General features: G+C 59.1%; 21 protein-coding genes. 18 read left to right on the top strand and 3 right to left on the bottom strand.

The window, feature by feature from the left end; all coding sequences use genetic code 11:
* Position 1: 1 nt before the first annotated feature.
* The 18 genes from mraY to ACQRAP_RS01595 all read left to right on the top strand — a co-directional run bounded on the left by mraY (position 2) and on the right by ACQRAP_RS01595 (position 18,206).
* A complete protein-coding gene (gene mraY, locus ACQRAP_RS01680) occupies positions 2–1,021 on the top strand; it encodes a phospho-N-acetylmuramoyl-pentapeptide-transferase (protein WP_154515238.1) in 1,020 nt (339 codons plus the stop codon).
* 9 nt (positions 1,022–1,030) lie between these two features.
* Positions 1,031–2,437, top strand: a complete 1,407-nt coding sequence (gene murD, locus ACQRAP_RS01675; protein WP_427794730.1) for a UDP-N-acetylmuramoyl-L-alanine--D-glutamate ligase — start codon at positions 1,031–1,033, stop codon at positions 2,435–2,437.
* A 9-nt stretch (positions 2,438–2,446) separates the two neighbouring features.
* Complete coding sequence (gene ftsW, locus ACQRAP_RS01670) at positions 2,447–3,967, top strand: putative lipid II flippase FtsW (RefSeq protein ID WP_427794729.1); 1,521 nt, start codon at positions 2,447–2,449, stop codon at positions 3,965–3,967.
* On the top strand, positions 3,957–5,072 hold the full coding sequence (gene murG, locus ACQRAP_RS01665) for an undecaprenyldiphospho-muramoylpentapeptide beta-N-acetylglucosaminyltransferase (protein WP_427719191.1): 1,116 nt from the start codon (positions 3,957–3,959) through the stop codon (positions 5,070–5,072). The genes ftsW and murG overlap by 11 nt, the downstream gene beginning before the upstream one ends.
* A 96-nt stretch (positions 5,073–5,168) precedes the next feature.
* Entirely contained in the window at positions 5,169–6,587 is a 1,419-nt protein-coding gene (murC, locus tag ACQRAP_RS01660) for a UDP-N-acetylmuramate--L-alanine ligase (RefSeq protein WP_427794728.1), read from the top strand.
* 5 nt (positions 6,588–6,592) lie between these two features.
* A complete protein-coding gene (murB, locus tag ACQRAP_RS01655) occupies positions 6,593–7,504 on the top strand; it encodes a UDP-N-acetylmuramate dehydrogenase (RefSeq protein WP_154515248.1) in 912 nt (303 codons plus the stop codon).
* 73 nt (positions 7,505–7,577) lie between these two features.
* The gene (locus tag ACQRAP_RS01650; RefSeq protein WP_427727621.1) at positions 7,578–8,726 is read left to right on the top strand and encodes an FtsQ-type POTRA domain-containing protein; all 1,149 of its coding nucleotides are present in this window, start codon (positions 7,578–7,580) and stop codon (positions 8,724–8,726) included.
* A 200-nt stretch (positions 8,727–8,926) separates the two neighbouring features.
* A complete protein-coding gene (ftsZ, locus tag ACQRAP_RS01645; protein ID WP_427727619.1) occupies positions 8,927–10,078 on the top strand; it encodes a cell division protein FtsZ in 1,152 nt (383 codons plus the stop codon).
* A gap of 210 nt (positions 10,079–10,288) precedes the next feature.
* Positions 10,289–11,089, top strand: a complete 801-nt coding sequence (locus ACQRAP_RS01640; protein ID WP_427727617.1) for a polyphenol oxidase family protein — start codon at positions 10,289–10,291, stop codon at positions 11,087–11,089.
* The gene (locus ACQRAP_RS01635; protein WP_427727615.1) at positions 11,086–11,922 is read left to right on the top strand and encodes a phosphate ABC transporter substrate-binding protein; all 837 of its coding nucleotides are present in this window, start codon (positions 11,086–11,088) and stop codon (positions 11,920–11,922) included. Before ACQRAP_RS01640 ends, ACQRAP_RS01635 begins: the two co-directional genes overlap by 4 nt.
* Before the next feature lies 1 nt (position 11,923).
* Entirely contained in the window at positions 11,924–12,850 is a 927-nt protein-coding gene (gene pstC / locus ACQRAP_RS01630) for a phosphate ABC transporter permease subunit PstC (RefSeq protein WP_427719203.1), read from the top strand.
* Between the two features lie 3 nt (positions 12,851–12,853).
* Positions 12,854–13,759, top strand: a complete 906-nt coding sequence (gene pstA, locus ACQRAP_RS01625) for a phosphate ABC transporter permease PstA (protein ID WP_427727613.1) — start codon at positions 12,854–12,856, stop codon at positions 13,757–13,759.
* Between the two features lie 12 nt (positions 13,760–13,771).
* Positions 13,772–14,575: a phosphate ABC transporter ATP-binding protein PstB gene (gene pstB / locus ACQRAP_RS01620; protein ID WP_089571588.1), complete on the top strand. Its 804-nt coding sequence runs from the start codon at positions 13,772–13,774 to the stop codon at positions 14,573–14,575.
* Between the two features lie 92 nt (positions 14,576–14,667).
* Positions 14,668–15,525 (top strand): phosphate signaling complex PhoU family protein, encoded by an 858-nt coding sequence (locus ACQRAP_RS01615; RefSeq protein ID WP_427719211.1) that lies wholly within the window; start codon positions 14,668–14,670, stop codon positions 15,523–15,525.
* A 120-nt stretch (positions 15,526–15,645) separates the two neighbouring features.
* Complete coding sequence (locus ACQRAP_RS01610) at positions 15,646–16,383, top strand: YggS family pyridoxal phosphate-dependent enzyme (protein ID WP_427794727.1); 738 nt, start codon at positions 15,646–15,648, stop codon at positions 16,381–16,383.
* Positions 16,384–16,443: 60 nt separating this feature from the next.
* Positions 16,444–17,172, top strand: coding sequence for a cell division protein SepF (sepF, locus tag ACQRAP_RS01605; RefSeq protein ID WP_154515266.1), 729 nt, complete (start codon positions 16,444–16,446; stop codon positions 17,170–17,172).
* Positions 17,173–17,187: 15 nt separating this feature from the next.
* The gene (locus tag ACQRAP_RS01600; protein WP_427727642.1) at positions 17,188–17,475 is read left to right on the top strand and encodes a YggT family protein; all 288 of its coding nucleotides are present in this window, start codon (positions 17,188–17,190) and stop codon (positions 17,473–17,475) included.
* A gap of 62 nt (positions 17,476–17,537) precedes the next feature.
* Entirely contained in the window at positions 17,538–18,206 is a 669-nt protein-coding gene (locus ACQRAP_RS01595; RefSeq protein ID WP_154515270.1) for a DivIVA domain-containing protein, read from the top strand.
* Positions 18,207–18,372: 166 nt separating this feature from the next.
* On the opposite strand, the gene ACQRAP_RS01590 is transcribed toward ACQRAP_RS01595, so the two are convergent.
* The 3 genes from ACQRAP_RS01590 to ACQRAP_RS01580 all read right to left on the bottom strand — a co-directional run bounded on the left by ACQRAP_RS01590 (position 18,373) and on the right by ACQRAP_RS01580 (position 20,926).
* Entirely contained in the window at positions 18,373–18,903 is a 531-nt protein-coding gene (locus ACQRAP_RS01590) for a nitroreductase family protein (protein WP_427747776.1), read from the bottom strand.
* Positions 18,904–19,186: 283 nt separating this feature from the next.
* The gene (locus ACQRAP_RS01585; protein WP_427719219.1) at positions 19,187–19,810 is read right to left on the bottom strand and encodes a DUF47 domain-containing protein; all 624 of its coding nucleotides are present in this window, start codon (positions 19,808–19,810) and stop codon (positions 19,187–19,189) included.
* Between the two features lie 66 nt (positions 19,811–19,876).
* A complete protein-coding gene (locus tag ACQRAP_RS01580; protein WP_427719222.1) occupies positions 19,877–20,926 on the bottom strand; it encodes an inorganic phosphate transporter in 1,050 nt (349 codons plus the stop codon).
* Positions 20,927–21,072 lie beyond the last annotated feature (146 nt).

Genomic DNA, 21,072 nt, shown 5'->3' with positions numbered 1-21,072 from the left:
CATGTTCGGGAACCCCGCGTATCCTACATACCAGGCCTTTTTGGGACTTGGCATCGCCGCCGCCATTGCGCTGCTGCTCATGCCGTGGTGGATCAAGCTTCTTAAGGTCGAGGGTATCGGCCAGCAGGTCCGCGCCGATGGACCCAAACGCCACCTGATTAAGCAGGGCACGCCCACCATGGGCGGCGTTGTCATTCTCGTAGCCGTTTCGCTGACGTGCCTTTTGATGGGCAAGCTCACCACCGAGCTTGTGCTCGTGCTGCTTGCCACGCTTGCAACCGGCGTTCTGGGCCTTATCGATGATTTGACCTCTGTCACGCACGGTCGTTCGCTCGGCCTGACGCCCCACGCCAAGATGATCGGTCTCACCATCATCTGCGTCACGTTTACCGTGCTTGCCGTCAGCTGGTGCGGCGTTGCCCCCGAGATTCGTTTTCCCGGCGGTCTGACGATTGACCTCGGTATCTTCTCGACCACCATTGGTGGCCTTACCTTTCCGTGGCTCTATATCGTCTTTTGCTGGCTGATGATCGCCGGTCTTTCTAATGCCGTGAACCTGACCGATGGCCTGGACGGCCTTGCCGGTGGCACCTCCATGATTGCCATGCTTGCCATGGCTGCCATGGCGTTTTTGCACGGTGACGTAAACCTGTCTATCTTCTGTACCGCATGTGCTGGTGCTTGCCTGGGCTTCCTTTGGTTCAACTGCTATCCGGCGAGCATCTTTATGGGTGATACCGGCTCTCTTGCCTTGGGTGCAGCCTTTGCCTGCACGTCCATTATGACCAACACCGAGGTCGTCTCGCTCATCATCGGCGGCCTGTTTATCGTCGAGACCCTGTCGGTCATGATTCAGGTCGTCTACTTCCACTTTACGCATAAGCGTGTCTTCCTTATGGCGCCCATTCATCATCATTTCGAGAAGAAGGGATGGGCCGAGACTAAGGTCGTCATCCGTTTTTGGATTGTCGCTGCCGCTTTTGGCGCTCTGGGCCTTGCCCTGTTTTTCCAGTTGGGATAGTGGTTTTTCATGCCTCTTGCAGATTCCTTTAGCCTGCTCGTCTTGGGCCAGGGTAAGTCCGGTCTTGATGTCGCTCGCTGGGCGCTTGCGCACCCCGAGCGCGTGAGTACCGTTACCGTGTACGGTGGCGGCACGTCCGAGCCTAATGATGCCACGCGCTCGCTCGAGGCGCGCGGGGTATCGTTTGTCTACGGAACCGAGCAGGTCGAGGGCGCGTTTGATGTATGTGTGACGTGTCCGGGCATCTCGGAGTTCTCGGCATTCTTTAAGGCTGGCCGCGATCACGCTGTCCAGATCATGGGTGAGCCCGAGTTTGCCTACCGCCTGTCTCCCCAAAATTGGATCGCCATTACGGGCACCAATGGCAAGACGACCACCACGTCGCTGACCGACTACCTGCTTAAGGCAGCGGGCGAGGCGAGCGTTGCTGTCGGTAATATCGGTGAGCCTCCGGTGAACGAAATCGACGACCGCGCGCATAACGAGTGGTTTGTAGCTGAGCTTTCGAGCTATCAGATCGCAACGACCCAGGAGCTTCACCCCCGTGTGGCGGTGCTGCTCAACATTACCCCCGACCATCTGGGCTGGCACAAGAGCCATAAGAACTATGCGCTCGCCAAGATTAAGCTCTTCGAGAATATGGTCGATGATGACCTTGTGGTTATCGACGTCGAGGATGCCGGTATCCATGAATTCGATGAGTATGTCTACACGCCGGGTCGTCGCATCTGCAAGGTCGCCTTTGACGAGCCTGCGGGCGAGGACGCCGCATTTGTGCGCGATGGCAAGATGGTCATTCGCCTGAAGGGCGTCGAGACCCCGCTCATCGCCACGTCCGAGCTCAAAATCTCTGGACATCACAATGTCATCAATGCCCTGTGCGCTGCCACGGCTGCCCTGGCCGTCGGTGCCGATGTCGACGGTGTGTGTCGCGGCCTGGCCTCATTCCAGCCGCTGGAGCACCGCGTTGAGCCCTGTGGCGAGATCGATGGCGTGCGCTACGTCAACGATTCCAAGGCAACGAACACCGATGCGGTCGAAAAGGCCCTGACGGCGTTTCCCGACGACGACGTGATCTTGCTGCTCGGTGGTCACGATAAGGGCACGCCACTCGAGTCCTTCGCCCGCGTTGTCATGGACAACGTGCGATCGGTCGTCTGCTTTGGCGATGCGCGCGAGCGCTTTACCGCCGCTATGGACGAGGCCGATGTCGATGGTGACGTTGATATCGCTCAGGCTGACGACCTGCGCGACGCCGTCGACGTTGCCCGTTCGCTGTCGAGCCGAGGCGACGTGATCCTGCTTTCTCCCGCCTGTTCTTCGTTCGATGAGTTCTCGGGCTACGAGGAGCGCGGCCGCGTGTTTAAGGACTACGTGGCCCAGCTTGCCGCCGCAGCGAAATCGCAAATGGAATAGGGGCCGCCGGTGAGAGAGGAGAGCCCCCGACAAGGTATGAGGAGGCCCGACTCGGACCGTGCTTCCTCGCAGCGCAGTACGCCGCGTTCCGGTCGCGGCGGGCAGACGCTCAGCGAACGCTATATTGCCGGCGTCCCCGCCCGCATCATGCGCCCTCGTTTGATATTCATGGCGTGCCTGTTTACTTTAGTGTGCTTTGGGCTGCTGATGGTGTACTCGGCGTCATCGGTCGAGGCATTGCACGAGAACGGCTCGGCGACGTTTTTCCTGGTTCGACAGGCTACCTTTGCCGGGGTTGGCGTGCTTGCCATGGTTGCGATCGTTCGCGTCTTGCCGGACAGCTGGTTTGGGGAAAATGTACTTAGGATCTTCCTTATCGGCATGATTCTCTTGCTGTTTGCGGTATTTCTTGTCGGCAGTGGCAGCCGTGGCGCCACGCGCTGGCTCAACATCGCCGGTATTCAGTTCCAGCCGTCTGAGTTTTTAAAGCCGTTTGCCATCGCGTATTCGGCCATCATACTCGACCGTTTCTTTTCGCCCGGTGGCAACATCAACGAGTTCCTTCGTAAGATGGTCGTCTACTTGGGCATTTCGCTCTTTTTGATCTTTATCCAGCCCGATTATGGCACCGTCTTGATCATCTCGCTGACCCTCATGTGTATGGCGTTATTTGCGGGCCTAGACCCCAAGTTTATCATCGGCGTGATCATTCTCGTCATTGTCATGAGTGTGTTTGCGCTTGTTGCAGAGCCGTACCGCATGGTGCGTGTTCAGGTTGCCCTGAACCCTTGGGCCGACGAGTATGGCGATGGCTATCAGGCAACGCTTGCCATCATGGCGTTTGCTTCGGGCGGCTTGTTCGGCCGCGGCATCGGTAACTCCACCATGAAGTATTCGTATCTGCCCGAGGCACACAACGACTATATTCTGGCCATTATCGGCGAGGAGGTCGGTTTTGTCGGGACCGCGCTGCTCTTCCTGGTCTTTGCGATGCTGATTTACTCAGCGTTTCGCATTGCCGAACAGGCTGCGGACCGTCGCGGAGCGCTCATGGCATCGGGTTCCGCAGTCATTCTCGCGGTACAGTTTTTGATCAATGCGCTGGGCATCCTCAACGTGTTTCCCATGACGGGTAAGCCGCTGCCATTTATCAGCTACGGCGGTTCGTCGATTATCGTATCGCTTATGCTTGCGGGGCTGATCTTGCGCGTCTCGCACGAGAGCGCCCGTCGTGATGAGTACGACCGTCGCCGCGAGAGCTTTGCCGTTATGGACGAGAGCACCGCCGGCGTGCCCCATGTGCGCGGCGATCGCCCTTCGCGCAACGGTTTTACCGTCTTGGATGGCTCTGCGTCCGAGCCGGCGGCTCGTCCGCGCCCGCGAACGGCTCCGCAGGGGCGTCCCCAACGCCCGAACCCCCGAAGCTCGGGCGGCGGATATAATCGAATCAATTTGAATTCGGACCCGTCGGCGCGTCTGCGCACCGACGATCAGGGACCGCGCGTACGAAGGGATTTTCATGACCGATAAGATGACCGTTGCTATCGCAGCCGGCGGCACGGCGGGACATATCAACCCTGCGCTTGCCTTGGCTGAGGAGTTGCGCGACCGCGGACATCATGTTGTGTTCGTGGGCCAGTCGCACAAGCTCGAGGGTCGTTTGGTTCCCGAGGCCGGGTTCGATTTTGTACCTATCACGGTCACGGGCTTCGACCGTTCCCGTCCTTGGACCGCGTTGAGCTCGCTGTGGCGCGTCAATAAGGCCAAGCGCTCGCTCGCCAGCCATTTCTCAAAGGTTGGCAAGCCCGATGCTGCCATCGGTTTTGGTGCCTACGTCGAGGTCCCGCTGCTGGGCTGGTGCAAGGATGCGGGCGTTCCGTATCTGCTGCACGAGCAGAACTCTGTTCCGGGCCTGGCCAATAAGATGATGAGTTCCCATGCCGCCCGCGTGTGTATCTCGGTGCCGGCTGCGCGCTCTGTCTTTGAGCGCGAGGGCGACCCCGAGCATGTGCTCATGACCGGTAATCCGGTGCGCCGCTCGGTCATTGAGGGCGATCGCGCCCGCGGCCGCGAGGCACTTGGCGTGCCCGAGGATGCGACGCTTCTGCTCGTCTTTGGTGGTTCGCTCGGTGCCCAGCATCTCAACGAGCGCGTAGCCTCGCTCAAGAGTGAGCTGCTGACCCGCGAGAATCTCTACATTTTGCATTCGACGGGAGCCGACGGCTTTGAGGACACCGAGCGTGCTTTGGCGCTGACGTCCGATGAGACGAAGCGCTATCGCGTCCAGCCCTACATTGACAACATGGGCGACATGCTAGCTGCAGCTGACCTGGTGCTCTCGCGCTCCGGCGCCTCGAGCGTGGCCGAGATTGCCGCCCTCGCCGTGCCTTCGGTGCTCGTGCCGTATCCGCATGCCACGGCCGACCACCAGACGACCAATGCGCGTTATCTGGTCGATGCCGGTGCCGGCGTGCTTTGTGCCGATGCCGATATCGATGCTCCGGCGTTTGCCGAGGAGCTGCTGCATCTGGTCGATGACGCCGCAGCGCGCGATGCCATGCGTCAGGCGGCGCGCGGGTTGGCTCAGGACCGCGCCGCCGCACTTTTGGCCGATGCGGTAGAGGGTTTGCGTTAGTTAGACGGGATATCGAGCTTGCGCTCGCGCGGATGCGGTAGGTGCGGTACAGTTAACGGGTTACAGGCAGTGTTTACGCAAGGAGTACACGAGCACATGGCTGATTCCCAGACTGCAGCCTCCGCGCCCGAGTTCAAGAGCGCCCACTTTATCGGTATCGGTGGCGCCGGCATGAGCGGTATCGCTCTCGTTTTGCACGAGCGTGGCTATGCCGTTACCGGTTCCGACCTTAAGACCTCGCGCTACATTCGTCAGCTTACCCGTGCTGGCGTGAAGGTTCATGTGGGCCACGAGGCCGCCACGATCGATGAGGTCAAGCCCGACGTGGTCGTGGTCTCTACCGCTATTCCCGAGTCCAACCCCGAGCTTGTGCGTGCTCGCGAGCTCGGTATTCCTGTGTGGCCCCGCGCCAAGATGCTCTCGGCTCTGGGCCACGGCTACACCACCATCGCTGTTGCCGGCACACACGGCAAGACCACGACGTCCTCGATGTGTGCCACCATGCTCGACCGCATGGGTCTGGATCCCAGCTTTTTGATCGGCGGTATCGTCGAGGGTTACGATACCAACGGAAAGAACGGCTCGGGTGACTACTTTGTCGCCGAGGCCGATGAGTCCGACAGCTCGTTCCTGTTCCTGAACCCCAACGTGGTCATCGTGACCAACGTCGAGGCCGACCATCTCGACCACTACTCGGGCATCGAGGAGATCGAGGCCACCTTTGCCAAGTTTATGGGCCTGGTTGGAGAGAGCGGTACCGTCATCGTTTGCGGTGAGGACCCGCATCTGGTCGAGCTCGCCAAGTCGACGGGTCGCCACGTGCTTTCCTATGGCTTTGCCGAAACCAACGACGTCGTCTGCGTGCATCCGGATGTCAAGGGCATTCAGAGCGACTTTATCGTTCGCTTTGAGGATGGGACCGAGCATGCTGTCGAGATCAAGAGCAACCCCGGTCGCCACAACATGCTCAACGCCACGGCAGTGCTAACCGTTGCCCATGTCCTGGGTCTCGACGTCGATGCCGCAGCCGAGGCGCTTTCGAGCTTTGAGGGCGTCCGCCGCCGCTTTACCCATGTGGGCGATATTGACGGCATCACCGTGGTCGATGACTACGGCCATCACCCCACCGAGATCAAGGCGACGCTTGCCGCCGCCTCGTCGCTGGGCTATAAGCATGTTGACGTCGTGTTCCAGCCGCACCGCTATTCGCGTTTGCAGGCGCTGTGCGATGACTTTGCCGATGCCTTCGCCAATGCCGATAAGCTGCTGCTCATCGATGTGTTCTCTGCCGGCGAGATGCCGATTCCGGGCGTAACCTCCAAGATGCTCGCTGATACTGTGCGCGCCAAGCACCCTGGCAAGGAGGTCGTGTACTGCTCCAGCCGTCTCGAGCTCAATCGTGAGCTCGAGAAGATGGTAGGTGAGGGCGATCTGCTGCTTACTATGGGCGCCGGCGACGTTACGACCGTTGGCCCTGAGTTCATCGAGTATCTGACTGCCAAGAAAGACGCTTAGCCCCTATGGGTCTGTTTAACGCCGTCATGGCGCTTTCGGGCATGATTGACACGGATGTAGTCGAGGATGAACGCCTTGCGCGTCATACGAGTTATCGTATCGGCGGCAAGGCCGACCTCTTCGTGACGTGCCATAGCTATCATGCCCTTCGTCGTGCCGTGGCAGTACTCGACCGTGAGCAGGTGCCGTGGGTCATTATCGGCAAGGGATCTAATCTGCTCGTTGCCGATGCGGGCTATCGCGGCGCCGTCATTTCGCTGGGGCGTGAGTTTCAGCGCACCGTTGTTGCCGAGGACGGTTGCACGCTGACCGTTGGCGCGGGCGTTATGTTCGCACGTTTGGTCAACGATGCCCTGTCGCGCGGGCTTTCGGGCCTTGAGTTTGCGGTTGGCATCCCCGGCTCGGTCGGCGGCGCCGTATCTATGAACGCCGGTACGCGTACCGAGTGGATAGGTTCGCTTGTCGAGGATGTGGTCACGTTTGACCCGGCATCCGGCATTAAGCATTATGCGGGGTCCGAGATTGCCTGGGGCTACCGTGAGTGCAGCCTGCCGCGTAACGAGATTATTCTCGAGTGCGTGCTTAAGCTCAAGCCTGCGCCTAAGGCCGACATTCGCGAGCGTATGGAGCGGTATCTGACGAGGCGCAAACGCACGCAGCCCATGGGTCGCGCTTCTTGCGGGTCGGTCTTTCGCAATCCACCCGACGCGAGCGTTGGCAAGCTGATTGAGGATTGTGGATTAAAGGGTTTTTCGGTTGGCGGTGCGGAAGTTTCGCCCGTACACGCTAATTTTATCGTTAATAACGGTACCGCCTCGGCCGATGACGTGGCCGCGGTTATCAGGCATGTGCACGGAAAGGTGAGGGAGGCGTATGGCATCGAGCTCAGACCGGAAGTCAAATTCCTCGGCTTCTAGAGCATCGAAACCTACCTTCCGCCGCGCCGGAGGGCGTTCCGGCGCACCCGTCCAGCCTCAACGCAAGCCCCCTGTGTCCTCCAAGCCCGCTGGATCCGTTCGGTCCGCCAAACGTCCGGTCGTCGGCTCGCAACTTGGTGGACGCCCTGCCGCAAAAAAGACGGTTCACCCGGCTCCGCGCCCCTCGGTGACGTCTAAGTCGGCGATGGGTGCCAAGCCCTCTCGCCCCATAGTGACGCCCAAGCCCTCGCTGGGGGCTAAAGCAACGCATCCCGGTCGTACGTTGGGCGCTGCCAAGCCGCGCTCGTTGACGTCGGTGCCCGCCACTAAGGCACCTGCGACCAATAAGGGTATCAATCCGCTGTCGTCGCTTGGCGCCATGGCGAGTAAGACGTCCGAGGCCGCCTCTGCCGTTAAGGGCAAGGGCAAAATCGTGGGCGGTATCTTGGCGGCTGTGGCCGTGCTTGCCGTCGTTGCCATCGTCGTTATCAATTCCGGCCTGTTTGCCGCTACCGATATTCAGATCGAGGGCAGCGAGCATGTGACCAAGCACGATGCCATGCAGCTGATCAGTCTGCCCGAGAACACATCGCTCTTCAACGTAAATCCCGACCAGATTACTGAAGATCTCAAGCAGAACCCGTGGGTTTCGGGCGTGGACGTTCAACGGCAGTTTCCCCACACGCTCGTCATTACGCCGACGGAGCGCAAGGTCACCGCGATCGCTTATATAAGTTCCGACGATCTTGCCTGGGCCATCGGCGACGATGACACCTGGATCGCACCGCTTTCGACCTCTGTGGAGGTGGACGACCAGGGAAATGTCGTCACTTCGGGTGAGGGAGCCAACACATTGAGCGGTATCGATGCTGCGTTGGCGCTGGCCAAGCACTACGGGGCCGTGCTGCTTACCGATGTCTCGGCTGATGTCGAGCCGGTCTCGGGGCGGGCCGTTTCTTCCAAGGCCGTTAAAGCGGGCCTGGATTACGTGCGTGGTTTTTCCGGCGAATTCTTGGCGCAGATCAAGGATATTTCTATACCTTCGGTCGAGGCCATCTCGGCGAATCTTGATAATGGCGTTGAGGTCTCGCTGGGCGATTCTGATGATATCGCCAAGAAGGAACGCGTCGTGACCAAGCTTCTGTCGCAGGTAGAGGGCGTAACCTACATCAACGTTCGGTCTCCCGGCAACTATACGTTTAGAAACGCACCGACCGCTTAGCGTCGGTGTGTGGCTTTGTTGAGGGGCCATACCACGCCGTTTATCTGGTTTGTTTGGTTTTCACGGTCAATTATTTGACTGATACGTTCATAATGTGCAAACATAATACGGTTTACCTTTGCATTTACTTTCAACCTGAAGGTTAATGTGCGCAGGGGTCAACCCATGCTATGGCTATAACCTTTGTTCGGAGGACCGACATGCACGAGACAGAGATCAACAACTACCTTGCCGTCATTAAGGTGGTCGGCGTCGGCGGCGGCGGTACCAACGCGGTCAATCGAATGATCGAAGAGGGCATTCGTGGCGTCGAGTTTGTTGCCATCAACACCGATGCTCAGGCGCTCGCGATCTCTGATGCCGATATCAAGGTCCACATCGGTACCGACCTTACCCGCGGCCTGGGCGCTGGCGCCAACCCCGAGGTTGGTCGCAAGGCTGCCGATGAGTCCCGCGATGACATTGCCGAGGCGCTCGCTGGCGCCGACATGGTGTTCATCACCTGCGGCGAGGGCGGTGGCACCGGCACCGGCGCCGCTCCCATCGTTGCCGATATCGCGATGAACGAGGTCGGTGCGCTGACCGTCGCCGTCGTGACCAAGCCCTTCACCTTCGAGGGCCGCAAGCGTAAGAAGAGCGCCGAAGAGGGCATTAAGACCCTTTCCGATTGCGTCGACACCATGATCGTTATCCCTAACGACAAGCTGCTCGACATCGCCGAGAAGAAGACCACCATGCTCGAGGCCTTCGCGATTGCCGATGGCGTCCTTTCCCAGGGTACCCAGGGCATTACCGACCTCATCACCGTCCCGGGCATCATCAACCTGGACTTCGCTGATGTTAAGACCATCATGAAGCAGGCCGGCACCGCCATGATGGGTATCGGTACTTCTTCTGGGGACACCCGTGCCGTCGACGCCGCCCAGCAGGCTATTTCCAGCCCGCTGCTCGAGAGCTCTATCGATGGTGCTACGCGCGTCCTGCTCTCCATCGCCGGATCCAAGGATCTGGGCATCCAGGAGATCAGCGACGCTGCCGACGTTGTCGCCAACGCCGTCGATCCCGAGGCCAACATCATCTTCGGTACCGTTGTCGACGAGTCCCTGGGCGATCAGGTGCGCATCACCGTTATCGCTACGGGCTTCTCCGACTCTAATGTCAACCGTCAGGACGAGCTCTTCGCTGCCCAGCAGTCCCAGAGCAAGGCTTCCGTTGCCGAGCCTCAGCGTACCGCTCCCGCTGCAAGCTCGGCTCAGTCTGCCCCGACCCGCAATGTCGGCGGTACGGAGCTTCCCAATTTTGGTAACGACCAGTTTGAGCTTCCCGACTTCCTTAAGCGTGGTAGCTTCTAGTTCGTTTTTCTCAACGACCTGCACGGGGTGTATCCATTTGGATGCACCCCGTTTTGTTTCTCGTTTGTAAACGAAAGTCTCCAATCTCTTTACGTTCCCCTTACGTTTGGTTCCTACCGCTGCGGGTATCCTTTTGTAGAAGTATGGCAGCCGTATGGCACGGACTGCTGCGGCTTGGCCGCGATACTTGTGTTATTAGGAGGCTTTAGTATGGCAGCACGTGCGGACAACGTTTCGCGTGTCGACCATGATGGAGTTACGTTGGTAGAGGGCGCGACGCACGATGTCCGCTTTGCCTTCACCGAACGCACTGGCGGTGTTTCCGAAGATGCGTACTCCTCACTCAATCTGGGCTCGCATGTTGGCGATGACCCCTTTGCCGTTCAAGAAAATCGTCGCCGCGTACTCGAGGCCATGGGTGCCGCCGAGTGCGAGCACAACCTGCTTGTCCCCAATCAGGTACACGGTGACAATGTCGTGACGGTGACCTCGAACGGCGCCGATGATCTCGAGAACATTCGCGAGCAGATTGCCGAGGGCTGCGATGCCCTCGTCTGCACGGCGCATGAGGTGCCCGTGATGCTTTGCTTTGCCGATTGTGTTCCCGTTGTGCTGGTGGCTCCCGGCGGCTTTGCCGTGGTGCATTCTGGCTGGAAGGGCACGATTGCGCGCATTTCCGCCAAGGCGTGCCAAGCGCTCTGCGAGGCGGCTGGCTGCAAGCCAGACGACATCTCTGCCTATATTGGGCCCCATATCCTGGGTGACGAGTACGAGGTGTCCCAAGAACTTATGGACCGCTTTGCCTCCGAGTTCGCGTGCATCGATGCTGCCGCTTCTCGTATGCTCGATCTTTCCGCCGCCATTCGCGAGGCGCTGATGGACGCCGGCGTCGTAGAGAACGGCATTGTGGACACCAAGCTCTCCACCGTTCGTCAGAACGACCGCTTTTATTCCTACCGCAACGAGGGCGGCACCTGTGGGCGCCATGCTGCGATCGGCGTGATGCTATGAGAAAGATCGCATCGGTCCTAAGCGCGGCAGTGCTCACGCTTACGCTGTGTGCCTGCTCCTCGGGATCTTCCACGTCTTCTATCACCGTGGCCGGCTCGACCACCTGCCTTCCCATTGCCGAGATTGCGGCCGAGGGCTTTAAGGAGGAGACCGGCACCGACGTGCTCGTCTCTGGCCTTGGCTCTTCTGCCGGTATCGAGGCCGTCAGCAACGGCACGGCTGACATCGCCAGCTCGTCTCGTGGCCTCAATGCCGACGAGCAGGATCTGGGCCTGACCCCGATTGTAATCGCGCACGACGGCATCGCAGTCATCGTGAACGACGATAATCCGGTCGACAACCTCTCGACCGAGCAGCTTCGCGACATATACGCCGGTAAGATTACCAACTGGAAGGAAGTCGGCGGAGAGGACCTGAAGATTCAGGTTATTAACCGCGATGAGGCGTCCGGTACGCGCGAGGCCTTCCGTACCATCGTGATGGACGGCACGCCGTTCGATCGTCGCTCTGCCGTTCTTTCGGGCACGGGCCAGGTGCGCGATGTCGTGTCCCGTTCACGTGGTGCTATTGGCTACATCTCGCTGGGTTTTGTCGAGAGCCTCAACGCTAAGACTTCGGTTAAGGCTGTTTCGGTCAACCATGTCGAGGCATCCGAGAAGACGGTCGCAAGTGGCGGCTATCCCATCTCGCGCGACCTTTACTTCTTTGTGAAGGGTACGCCTTCGCAGCGTGCACAGGACTACATTGACTATGTGACGTCGGAGAAGATGGACAAGCAGATTCGCGAGGCGGGCTTTATTCCCGTCACCAACGACGGAAAGGGGAGTGAGTAGCATGGAAGCACAGGAAACCCCCCAGATTGAGCGAGAGGCTCAGGCGCCCAAAAAGCGTGAGTTGGCGTTGGTGTCGCGCAGCACCTATCTCAAAGAGAAGGCGCTGCAGTGGATCTTCTTTGCTTGCGCGTTCTTGGCGGTCGTCACCGTCATCCTGATTTTTGTCTTTACCACGTACTCGGCGTTGCCCGTCTTTACCGACATCGGTCTGGCGGACTTCTTTAGCTTTACGTGGGCGCCCTCCGAGGGCCACTACGGCATCATGTCGCTGCTGGCGGGCTCTGGTCTGGTGACGGTCGGTGCGCTCGCCATGGGTGTGCCCCTGGGTGTGGGCACGGCCGTGTATCTGGTCGAGATCGCCGGCAAGCGCGTGCGCAGTCTCATCAGCCCCGCCGTCGACCTGCTGGCGGGTATTCCCTCCATCATCTACGGTTTCTTTGGCATGGTCATCATCCGTCCGTTTATCGCGCAGCTGACCGGCGGTCTTGGCTTTGGTGCGCTGACGGCGTGGTTCGTGCTCGCCATCATGATCGTTCCCACCATCACCACGCTCACCATCGATGCCCTCAATTCCATTCCCATGGGCATTCGCGAGGCATCCTATGCCATGGGTGCCACCAAGTGGCAGACCATCTACAAGGTCGTGCTGCCTGCAGCCAAGTTGGGCATCGTCGATGCGATTGTCTTGGGCATGGGTCGTGCCATCGGTGAGACCATGGCCGTGCTCATGGTCGTTGGCAACGCTCCGGTCATCCCGGACAGCATCTCGAGCCCCATCTCGACGCTCACGAGCCAGATCGCGCTCGACATGAGCTATTCCTCGGGCCTGCACCGCTCGGCTCTGTTTGGCATGGGCGTGGTCCTGTTTATCATTTCCGCCGCATTGGTGGGCATCGTCCGTCTGATTTCCAAGAAGAAGAGGGGGTAGGCTATGTCCGATTCCGTTGACACGACGGTCGATACGACCTCGTCGCGCGAACGCATCAAGCGTGCCCTTTCCCATGGTAAGAAGGGCCGCATCAACAAGGATCTGTCCAACAAGATTATGCTCGGCGTGTTTCGTGCCGCGGCCTATATCACCACGCTGGTGCTGGTCGCCATCATCGCCTATGTAGTTATCAACGGTCTGCCGCACATCTCGCTCGACTTTATCTTTGGCTGGCCGCAGGGAGTAAACGCCGAGGGCGGCATTTGGCCCACTATCGTCTCGACCGTCTACGTGACGGCGCTCGCCATGCTCATCTGCACGCCGGTTGCCGTCTTGGCTGCGGTATATCTGGCCGAGTATGCCAAGCAGGGCAAGGTTGTCGACATCATTCGCTATGCTGCCGATGCCCTGGCCTCGGTGCCCTCCATTGTTATGGGCCTTTTTGGCTACGCCTTGTTTGTCGAGGCCATGGGCCTGGGTCTTTCGATGGTTTCGGCCGCCCTGGCGCTCGCACTTCTGATGCTGCCCATTGTCATGCGTACCACCGAGGAGGCAATCCGCGCCGTTCCGCGCTATATCCGTTGGGGCGCATATGGCCTGGGTGCCACCAAGTGGCAGGTCGTCTCCAAGATCGTGCTTCCTTCGGCTTTTGGTCGCATCGCCACCGGCATCGTACTTGCCATCGGCCGCGCCATCGGCGAGACCGCCGTGGTGCTCTACACCATGGGCCAGGCCATCAACCTGCCTATTTCGCCGCTCGATTCCGGCCGCCCCATGACCGTTCACCTTTATCTGCTTGCCAATGACGGCATCAACATGAACGCAGCCTACGGCACCGCGCTTTTGCTGATGGCGATTATTCTGGCCTTCAACCTGTTTGCGCGTTATCTGTCGCGCAAACGCCGCTAGTTAAGGAGTCCCATGTCCGTCTATCAGTCCGCTCCCACGCTGGAGCAAGCGGCCATCACGGCCAAGGATTTCAACTTTTGGTACGGTGACTTTCATGCGCTGACGGGTCTCGACCTCAACATCGCCAAAAACGCCATTACCTCGTTTATCGGCCCTTCGGGCTGCGGCAAATCGACGTTTTTGCGCTGTATCAACCGTATGAACGACCTTATCGAGGGCACGCGCGTCGAGGGCACCATGACGCTCGACGGCAACGATATCTATGCCGAGGGCGTCGACCCGGTCGACCTTCGCCGCCGCGTGGGCATGATTTTTCAGCAGCCCAACCCGTTCCCTAAATCCATCTACGAGAATGTTGCTTTTGGCCCTCGTCTGCAGGGCGTGACTAGCAAAAGCGACCTCGATGACATCGTGGAAGAATCGCTCAAGCGCGCCAACCTCTGGAAAGAGGTATCCAATCAGCTCAACAAGGATGGTTTGGCGCTTTCGGGCGGTCAGCAGCAGCGTCTGTGCATCGCGCGTGTGCTCGCGGTGCAGCCCGATGTCCTTCTGATGGACGAGCCCTGCTCCGCCATCGACCCCACGTCCGTCTCCAAGGTCGAGGATCTGATGGCCGAGCTGGCGCCCGAGATGACGATCATTATCGTCACACATTCAATGCAGCAGGCAGCTCGCATTAGCGACTACACCGCCTTCTTCTTGCAGGAGGTTGCCGGCGAGCCCGCCACGCTCATCGAGTATGGTCAAACCGACGCGATCTTCACCAGCCCGGTGGATTCGCGGACGGAAGACTATATCACCGGCCGCTTTGGCTGATCGGTACGACTAGTCCCAAGCCGATCGGACCTGGTCCGGTGCGTATTCACTGTGCGGGCGGCATGACCGCACCCAACTGATTGGAGTGAACCATGCGCAAACTGTTTTCCCGTCAGCTCGTCGAGGCTCGTCACGAGATGTTGAGCATCTACGAGGCTGTAGACCTGGCTCTTCACGACGCCGTGAAGGCCTATGTGACCGACGACCGCAAGCTCGCCACCAAGACCAAGAAGCGCACGCTTTCGATTGACGCGCGCTGCGCCAACTTGGAGGCCGTGTGCTACAACCTGATCGCTACGCAGTCGCCGGTCGCCTCCGACTTCCGCTTGCTGCAGACAATCATCTACGTCGACTTTAACCTGCAGCGCATGACCGATAAGGTTCGCCAGATCTGCCGCGCCACGCGTCATATGGTCAAGGCCGATATCTCGCTGCCCCAGGAGCTCGTCGGTACGGTTGAGGCCGAGGCCGAAGCCGTATACCAGGTGCTGGGCTCGTCGCTTTCCGCGCTCGTCACCAACGACATGTCCATCATCTGCAACCTGGCCGTCGAGGACGAGCCGGTGCATGCGGCCTATGAGAAGTTCTTCCGTACCTTCAACCGCATGGACGCGGGCGAGTTTATGGACGACGACAGCAACTATGACGATCTGCGCCGCGCCATCATGGTTTCGCGCTACCTCGATCGCATCGCCTCGATTTCCATCGATGCCGCCTGCCGTCTGACCTTCCTTTTGACCGGCCAGCGCATGAACGCCGGCGATATCGCCCGTACGGACGAGGATGAGCTCGAGAGCATGCGCGTGCCTTCGGGCGAGGGCGTCATCATGAGGCCCGCTGTCGATGCGCGCTTTGTTGCCAAGGTGCCCGCTAACGAGGTGAGCGAGGGTCTTCGCTACCTGCTCGAGCACCTCGAGGACGAGGACGATACCGAGGATGACGAGGAGTAGGGTAGCTCCGTTCGTCGAAAGATTGTAAATACCTAAGTGAGCGCGGCCTTGCACATGCAGGGCCGCGCTCTTGCGTTAGCATGGGACTACTTGTACGTCTGTCTGCGGAGGCGATTGGCAATGGATAATTATTTGAACGTGATGCGCGCTCGCCGCGAGCAGATTCTCGAACGCTTTTATGCCGCACTCGATCGCGCGGGGCGTCCACACAATGCCGCACGTCTGATTGCCGTCTCCAAGACCGTTGGCGTCGATGAGACCGTTGCCGCCATCCAGGCAGGGTATCGTCATTTTGCCGAGAACCGTCCGCAGGAGCTTGTTCGCAAGCTTGCGGGGCTGGCGGAGCATCTGGAGCTGCCCGAGGTGCGCTTCGATATGATCGGTAATCTTCAGACCAACAAGATCAATGCGGTGCTGGGTGCGGCCGAGCTGATTCATTCGGTGGGGTCGCTTCATTTGGCGCAGGCTATCTCGAGCCGTGCCGTCCGCAAGATTGAGGCGGGCGAGCTTTCTGCTCCCCAGCGGGTGCTGATAGAGGTTAATGTAAGCGGGGAGGAGTCCAAGGGCGGCTTTTCGCCCGATGAGGTTCGTGCCGCGGCTGGCGGGCTTGCGGAGCTTGAGGGAATTTGTGTGCAGGGGCTTATGACCATGGCGCCCCGGGGGAATAAGGATGTGGCGCGCCGCACCTTTGCCGGGCTGCGTGAGTTGAGGGATGAGCTGGAGACGGCACACCCCGATCTGTGTCTGCCTGAGCTTTCTTGCGGCATGAGCGAGGACTTTGAGCCCGCCCTTGAGGAAGGCTCGACGCTTGTTCGCCTGGGCAGGGTAGTATTTAGCCCGGAGTTTGAAGTAAAATAAGAGCCTGAAGTGCGCGCTGATTATCAGAGCGCCTGCATTAGACCGTGAGAGGACACAACCATGGGTTTCCTTGACGAAATTAAAAATAAAATGCACCTAGGCGGCCAGCAGGGTTATGACCAGGGTTATGGCCAGGATGATGACTACGGTTACGATGACGGCTATGACGACGGCTATCAGAACAACGGCTACAGCGGTGCTTCGGGCGAGGGCTTCTACACGCAAGATGAACCGAGCAATGGACTGCTGGGGCAGACACGCCGCGGAGAGGCTGAGTCGGTTGCTGTGTACACGCGTTCCGGTCAACTGATCGGCGACGACTCCCGTCACGCTACGACGTACAATCCGCCTTCGCGCTCTCAGGATGCCGCTGCGGGCGGTTATCGTCCCGGCGCCTATGACACGCCGTCAAGCTACGCCGAGAACGCTCGGGTCCGCGCTGCCGCTGTGCCCGCTCCTGCTTCAACGCCGAGCGATGCCTCTGCCTATGCGAGCAATATCATCAACGCCACGCCTCAGTTGCCGGCCTACGTTCTTCGTCCGGAGAGTTATGACGACGTGGAGACGGTCGTGCGCCGCGTGCGTACCAAGCAGCCTGTCGCGCTGATCTTTGTGGGCGTTCGCACCGAGGTCGCCAAACGCGTCCTGGACTTTAGCTATGGCTTTGCCTGCGGCCTGGGCGCTTCGGTCAAAGAAGTGGGCGACCGCGTGTTTATGGTGCTGCCCGCCGGCTGCGAGGTCAAGGATTCGGATCTTAAGAAGCTTCGCGCCGACGGCTATCTCAAGTAATGACAAGGCGAGGAGATTCCCATCAACATCTACACCATCGTTCAGCTTGTCAACACGCTGTTTAATTTTTATTCCACGTTGATTGTGGTCTACTGCTTTATGACGTGGATTCCCATGAAGCAGGGTGGTTTGCTACAGGATATCGCGGCGGTGCTCGACAGCGTTTGCGGCCCTTGGCTCAACCTGTTTCGCCGGTTTATGCCGCCGATGGGCGGTATCGATTTTTCACCGGTCGTTGCGATTATTGCGTTGCAGTTGGTGCAGAAGCTCATTCTGCAGCTACTTATAGGTATACTCGTATAGGACTGGCTCAGTAACCTATGTCGGGCGCTTAGCGCCAAGGCGATGATAAAGGAGAACTTGTTATGGCTATTACCCCTGCTGACATCCAGGCTCAGACCTTCTCTGAGGCCAAGCGCGGCTACGATCCCGCCGAGGTCGACGTCTTCCTGGAGACCCTGTCCTCCGAGGTCGACGCTATGCTTGCCAAGATCGTTGATCTTAAGGGTCGCCTGACCGCCACCGAGCAGCAGCTTGCCGATACGCAGGCTCAGCTTGCGCAGGCCCAGGATTCTGCCGCTCAGGCTGCCCCTGTCGCCACTCCCGCTCCCGATTTCTCCGCTCAGGAGCGTCAGATTTCCGCCGCTCTCATTGCGGCTCAGCAGACCGCCGAGGCGATTGTCAACGACGCTAACGAGAATGCTGACCGCATCCGCAACGAGGCCGACGCCAAGGCCCGCGAGGTCATCCGTCAGGCCCTGACCGAGAAGCAGGCCGAGCTCGAGGAGATTGACCGTCTGAAGGCTTCCCGCGAGGAGTTCAAGGCCGAGTATCTCAAGCTCATTCAGCACTTTATGGACGATGCTCAGAATTCCTTCCCGGCCGATCTGCTGGCTTCTACGCCGGTCGGTTCTGCGGCTTCTCCTGCCGTGACCATGCCTGCCGCCGAGCCACTGCCTGTCGCTGATCCGGTTGTCCCCGTGGCCGACCCCTTCGCCCCGATTGACAACTTTGCCGCGGACGACCTGGACTAGCGCTAAAACTACAATCTAGCCCCTTAAAAGGAGCTCGCGCTTGCGAGCTCCTTTTTTGTAGCTGTATACGGGTTGGGAAACAAAACGCCGAGCTCTGCGTGCGATAGGGCAGAACTCGGCGAACGTTTGAGCGGTAAAAGGTAGATTTTAGGACATGGGCCAAAAACTACTTGAGGAGGAAATTGGATAGGGGAATGGTGCGGGCCTCGCGATGCTCGGGGTCGGCGATATGGTCGGCGGGATAGCCGCAGACGAGCATGTGGTAGGGATAAACGCCCTCGGGCAGGTTGAACTGCTCGCGGGCTAGCTCAGGCTTAAAATGGCATACCCAGCACGTTCCCAGGCCCTGTTCCTCGGCCTCCATCATCATCTGATCGCAAACAATCGAGGTGTCGATAGCGCTGGAGTTCATCTGGTCATAGGGACGCACCCAAGCATCGTTGGTAACGCTGCAAACGAGGAAGATGAGCGGAGCGCCAAAGATGGACCCATCACGAGCAAACCGAGGCTGACAAGCAGCTGCCTTTTCCAGAAGCTCAGGCGTATCCAACACCATCACACGGGTTGGATGATTATTGCAAGCAGAAGGAGCAATGCGCCCAGCCTCAACAATGGTATCCACCACAGCCTGCTCAACAGAACGATCCTCAAACAAACGACAAGAATACCGAGACCGAGCCAGATCCAAATACGACATACAAGCCCTCCAACAATTAAAAATAAAACAAACCCAAAGTAATCCAAAGAGTACCCAAAGCAGCAATCAGTCAAACGCTCACCAAGGGCCAAAGTGTCCGAGCGGGTACCAAAGGTCCCTTCAGCCAAACCCCCATTGCGCTAAAACAATCAGCCAAAGTTCCCAATGGCGGTACGCAAGGCGAAGGCCCGACACCTATTTACTTTCGAACGACTCTGCCGTGCAGCCGGAGAGAGAAAGCAAATAGGTGCCGGGCCTTCGCCGGTGGGACGCATACCCCCAATTAACTGTTCTTCATGACAATCGAATCCACGACATCGGCCACATTCTCGCAGCAGTCGGCGCAGTACTCCAAGAAGGCGTACACGTCACGCCAGGCGATGACCTCGAGCGGGTCCTTGCCGTTGACGTGCAGGTTACGCATGGCGTTGATGTAGAGTTCGTCGGCCTCGGACTCGATGGTGTTGATCTGGATGACGAGCTCGCGCAGCGTTTTGGACTTGCGGTAGTTGGGCAACTCGACCATCAGGTCCTTCATGGCGCGGCAGGCGTCGGTCACCTTGTGGGCGATCACGATGGCATCGGGGTGGATGCTCTGGATGTTGGTGAAGTAGAGGCGCTGCACGACGCCCTCAATACGGTCGAGCACGGTATCGAGCGAGCAGCTCATGAGGTTAAGGTCCTCGCGCTCAAGCGGGGTAATAAAGGCCGTGAGCAGGGCGTCTTCGAGCTCATGGTGCTTCTTGTCTGCTGCATGCTCAATCGCATGCATCTTCTCGAGCATGTCGTGGATCTGCGCGGGGTCAAAGTTCTCAAAAATCTTGGTGAGCAGCTCGGCTGCCTGAACGGCGAAGTCGGCGCAGGCGACGTAGTTGTCAAAGTAGAACGAATCGGGTTTCTTTGCCATGAGTGATCCTTTCGGGGCGAAGACGGGTGGGCGAGGTAATGCGGTCCGGATGGACGTTCGGTTTGACTAGAGGAACATCATGAACAGCCTGGCCATGACAAAGCTGATGAGTCCACAGGCGGGGAAGGTGAAGAACCACGTGAACATCATGTCCTTGACCACGCCGAAGTTGATGGCCGAGAGGCGCTTGACGGCGCCGACGCCCATGATGGCGCAGGTCTTGATGTGCGTGGAGGACACGGGGATACCGGTGAGCGTGGCAAGCAGCAGGTTTGCGGCTCCTGCCAGGTCGGCAGAGAAGCCCTGATACTTTTCGAGCTTAACCATGCTCTGGCCGACGGACTTGATGATACGCTCACCGCCCACGCTGGTGCCGATGCCCATGGTGGCCGAGCACAGCAGCATGATCCAGATGGGGATGCCGGCGTCGCCGACGCCGGTCTGTCCGTTGGCAAAGGCGACACCTAAAAAGAGCACGCCGATGAACTTTTGTCCATCCTGCGCGCCGTGCATAAAGCTCATGGCCGCGGCGCTCGCGATCTGAGCATATTTAAAGAAGACGTTGGCACGTCGCCTGTTGGCGGCAGCGAAAAGAATCGAGACGAGCTTGCACAGGACCCAGCCCATGACAAAGCCCAGACCGATGGAGAGCGCCAGGCCGTAGATGACCTTCATCCACTCGTGGACATTGACGCTGCTGGCGCCGCCGAGGGCGATGGCAGCGCCGGTCAGGCCGGCGATGAGGCTGTGGCTCTGCGAGGTGGGGATGCCAAAACGCGATGCCGTGGCGCCGTAGACGACGATGGAGAACAGGGCCGCGCAGAGGCACGCGAGCGCCATGGTGCTGTTTCCGCCAAAGTCGACGATATGGGAGATGGTGTTGGCAACGCTGGCATTAAAGTGCGTCATGATGAGCACGCCCAAAAAGTTGAACGCGGCACTCATGAGAATGGCGGCGCGGGCGGGCATGCAACGCGTGGTGACACAGGTCGCGATGGCGTTGGGCGCGTCGGTCCATCCGTTGACGAAGATGGCGCCGAGCGCGAGGAACACGGTGACGGCAAGGACTGGGTTCGAAACAAGTTGGCCGAGGAAGGCTGAGAACGTTACGTCCATATATGGGCTTTCTCGAAGTTTGCAGAAACGTTACAAAAACATGATAAATCGTATCACCTCCTGCGGGTTTCTTTACCGAGTTCTGACGGGAGAAGTGAATTTTTTGGCACTAAAATTGAATATTAGCCCTGTTGACCGCGGGTGTT

It is taken from the genome of Collinsella sp. SGI.180 (assembly GCF_050313455.1).
Lineage (GTDB): Bacteria > Actinomycetota > Coriobacteriia > Coriobacteriales > Coriobacteriaceae > Collinsella.
This window is presented reverse-complemented; position numbering and strand designations above follow the sequence as displayed.

Bases quoted from the DNA above. Each gene is read 5' to 3' on its own strand.
- ACQRAP_RS01595 (WP_154515270.1), top strand. From the start codon at position 17,538: ATGGCTATTACCCCTGCTGACATCCAGGCTCAGACCTTCTCTGAGGCC.
- pstB (WP_089571588.1), top strand. From the start codon at position 13,772: ATGTCCGTCTATCAGTCCGCTCCCACGCTGGAGCAAGCGGCCATCACG.
- ACQRAP_RS01580 (WP_427719222.1), bottom strand. From the start codon at position 20,926: ATGGACGTAACGTTCTCAGCCTTCCTCGGCCAACTTGTTTCGAACCCA.
- ACQRAP_RS01590 (WP_427747776.1), bottom strand. From the start codon at position 18,903: ATGTCGTATTTGGATCTGGCTCGGTCTCGGTATTCTTGTCGTTTGTTT.
- sepF (WP_154515266.1), top strand. From the start codon at position 16,444: ATGGGTTTCCTTGACGAAATTAAAAATAAAATGCACCTAGGCGGCCAG.
- mraY (WP_154515238.1), top strand. From the start codon at position 2: ATGTTCGGGAACCCCGCGTATCCTACATACCAGGCCTTTTTGGGACTT.
- ACQRAP_RS01585 (WP_427719219.1), bottom strand. From the start codon at position 19,810: ATGGCAAAGAAACCCGATTCGTTCTACTTTGACAACTACGTCGCCTGC.
- murB (WP_154515248.1), top strand. From the start codon at position 6,593: ATGGGTCTGTTTAACGCCGTCATGGCGCTTTCGGGCATGATTGACACG.
- pstA (WP_427727613.1), top strand. From the start codon at position 12,854: ATGTCCGATTCCGTTGACACGACGGTCGATACGACCTCGTCGCGCGAA.
- ACQRAP_RS01640 (WP_427727617.1), top strand. From the start codon at position 10,289: ATGGCAGCACGTGCGGACAACGTTTCGCGTGTCGACCATGATGGAGTT.
- ACQRAP_RS01615 (WP_427719211.1), top strand. From the start codon at position 14,668: ATGCGCAAACTGTTTTCCCGTCAGCTCGTCGAGGCTCGTCACGAGATG.
- ACQRAP_RS01610 (WP_427794727.1), top strand. From the start codon at position 15,646: ATGGATAATTATTTGAACGTGATGCGCGCTCGCCGCGAGCAGATTCTC.
- murD (WP_427794730.1), top strand. From the start codon at position 1,031: ATGCCTCTTGCAGATTCCTTTAGCCTGCTCGTCTTGGGCCAGGGTAAG.
- ftsZ (WP_427727619.1), top strand. From the start codon at position 8,927: ATGCACGAGACAGAGATCAACAACTACCTTGCCGTCATTAAGGTGGTC.
- pstC (WP_427719203.1), top strand. From the start codon at position 11,924: ATGGAAGCACAGGAAACCCCCCAGATTGAGCGAGAGGCTCAGGCGCCC.
- murC (WP_427794728.1), top strand. From the start codon at position 5,169: ATGGCTGATTCCCAGACTGCAGCCTCCGCGCCCGAGTTCAAGAGCGCC.
- ACQRAP_RS01635 (WP_427727615.1), top strand. From the start codon at position 11,086: ATGAGAAAGATCGCATCGGTCCTAAGCGCGGCAGTGCTCACGCTTACG.
- murG (WP_427719191.1), top strand. From the start codon at position 3,957: ATGACCGATAAGATGACCGTTGCTATCGCAGCCGGCGGCACGGCGGGA.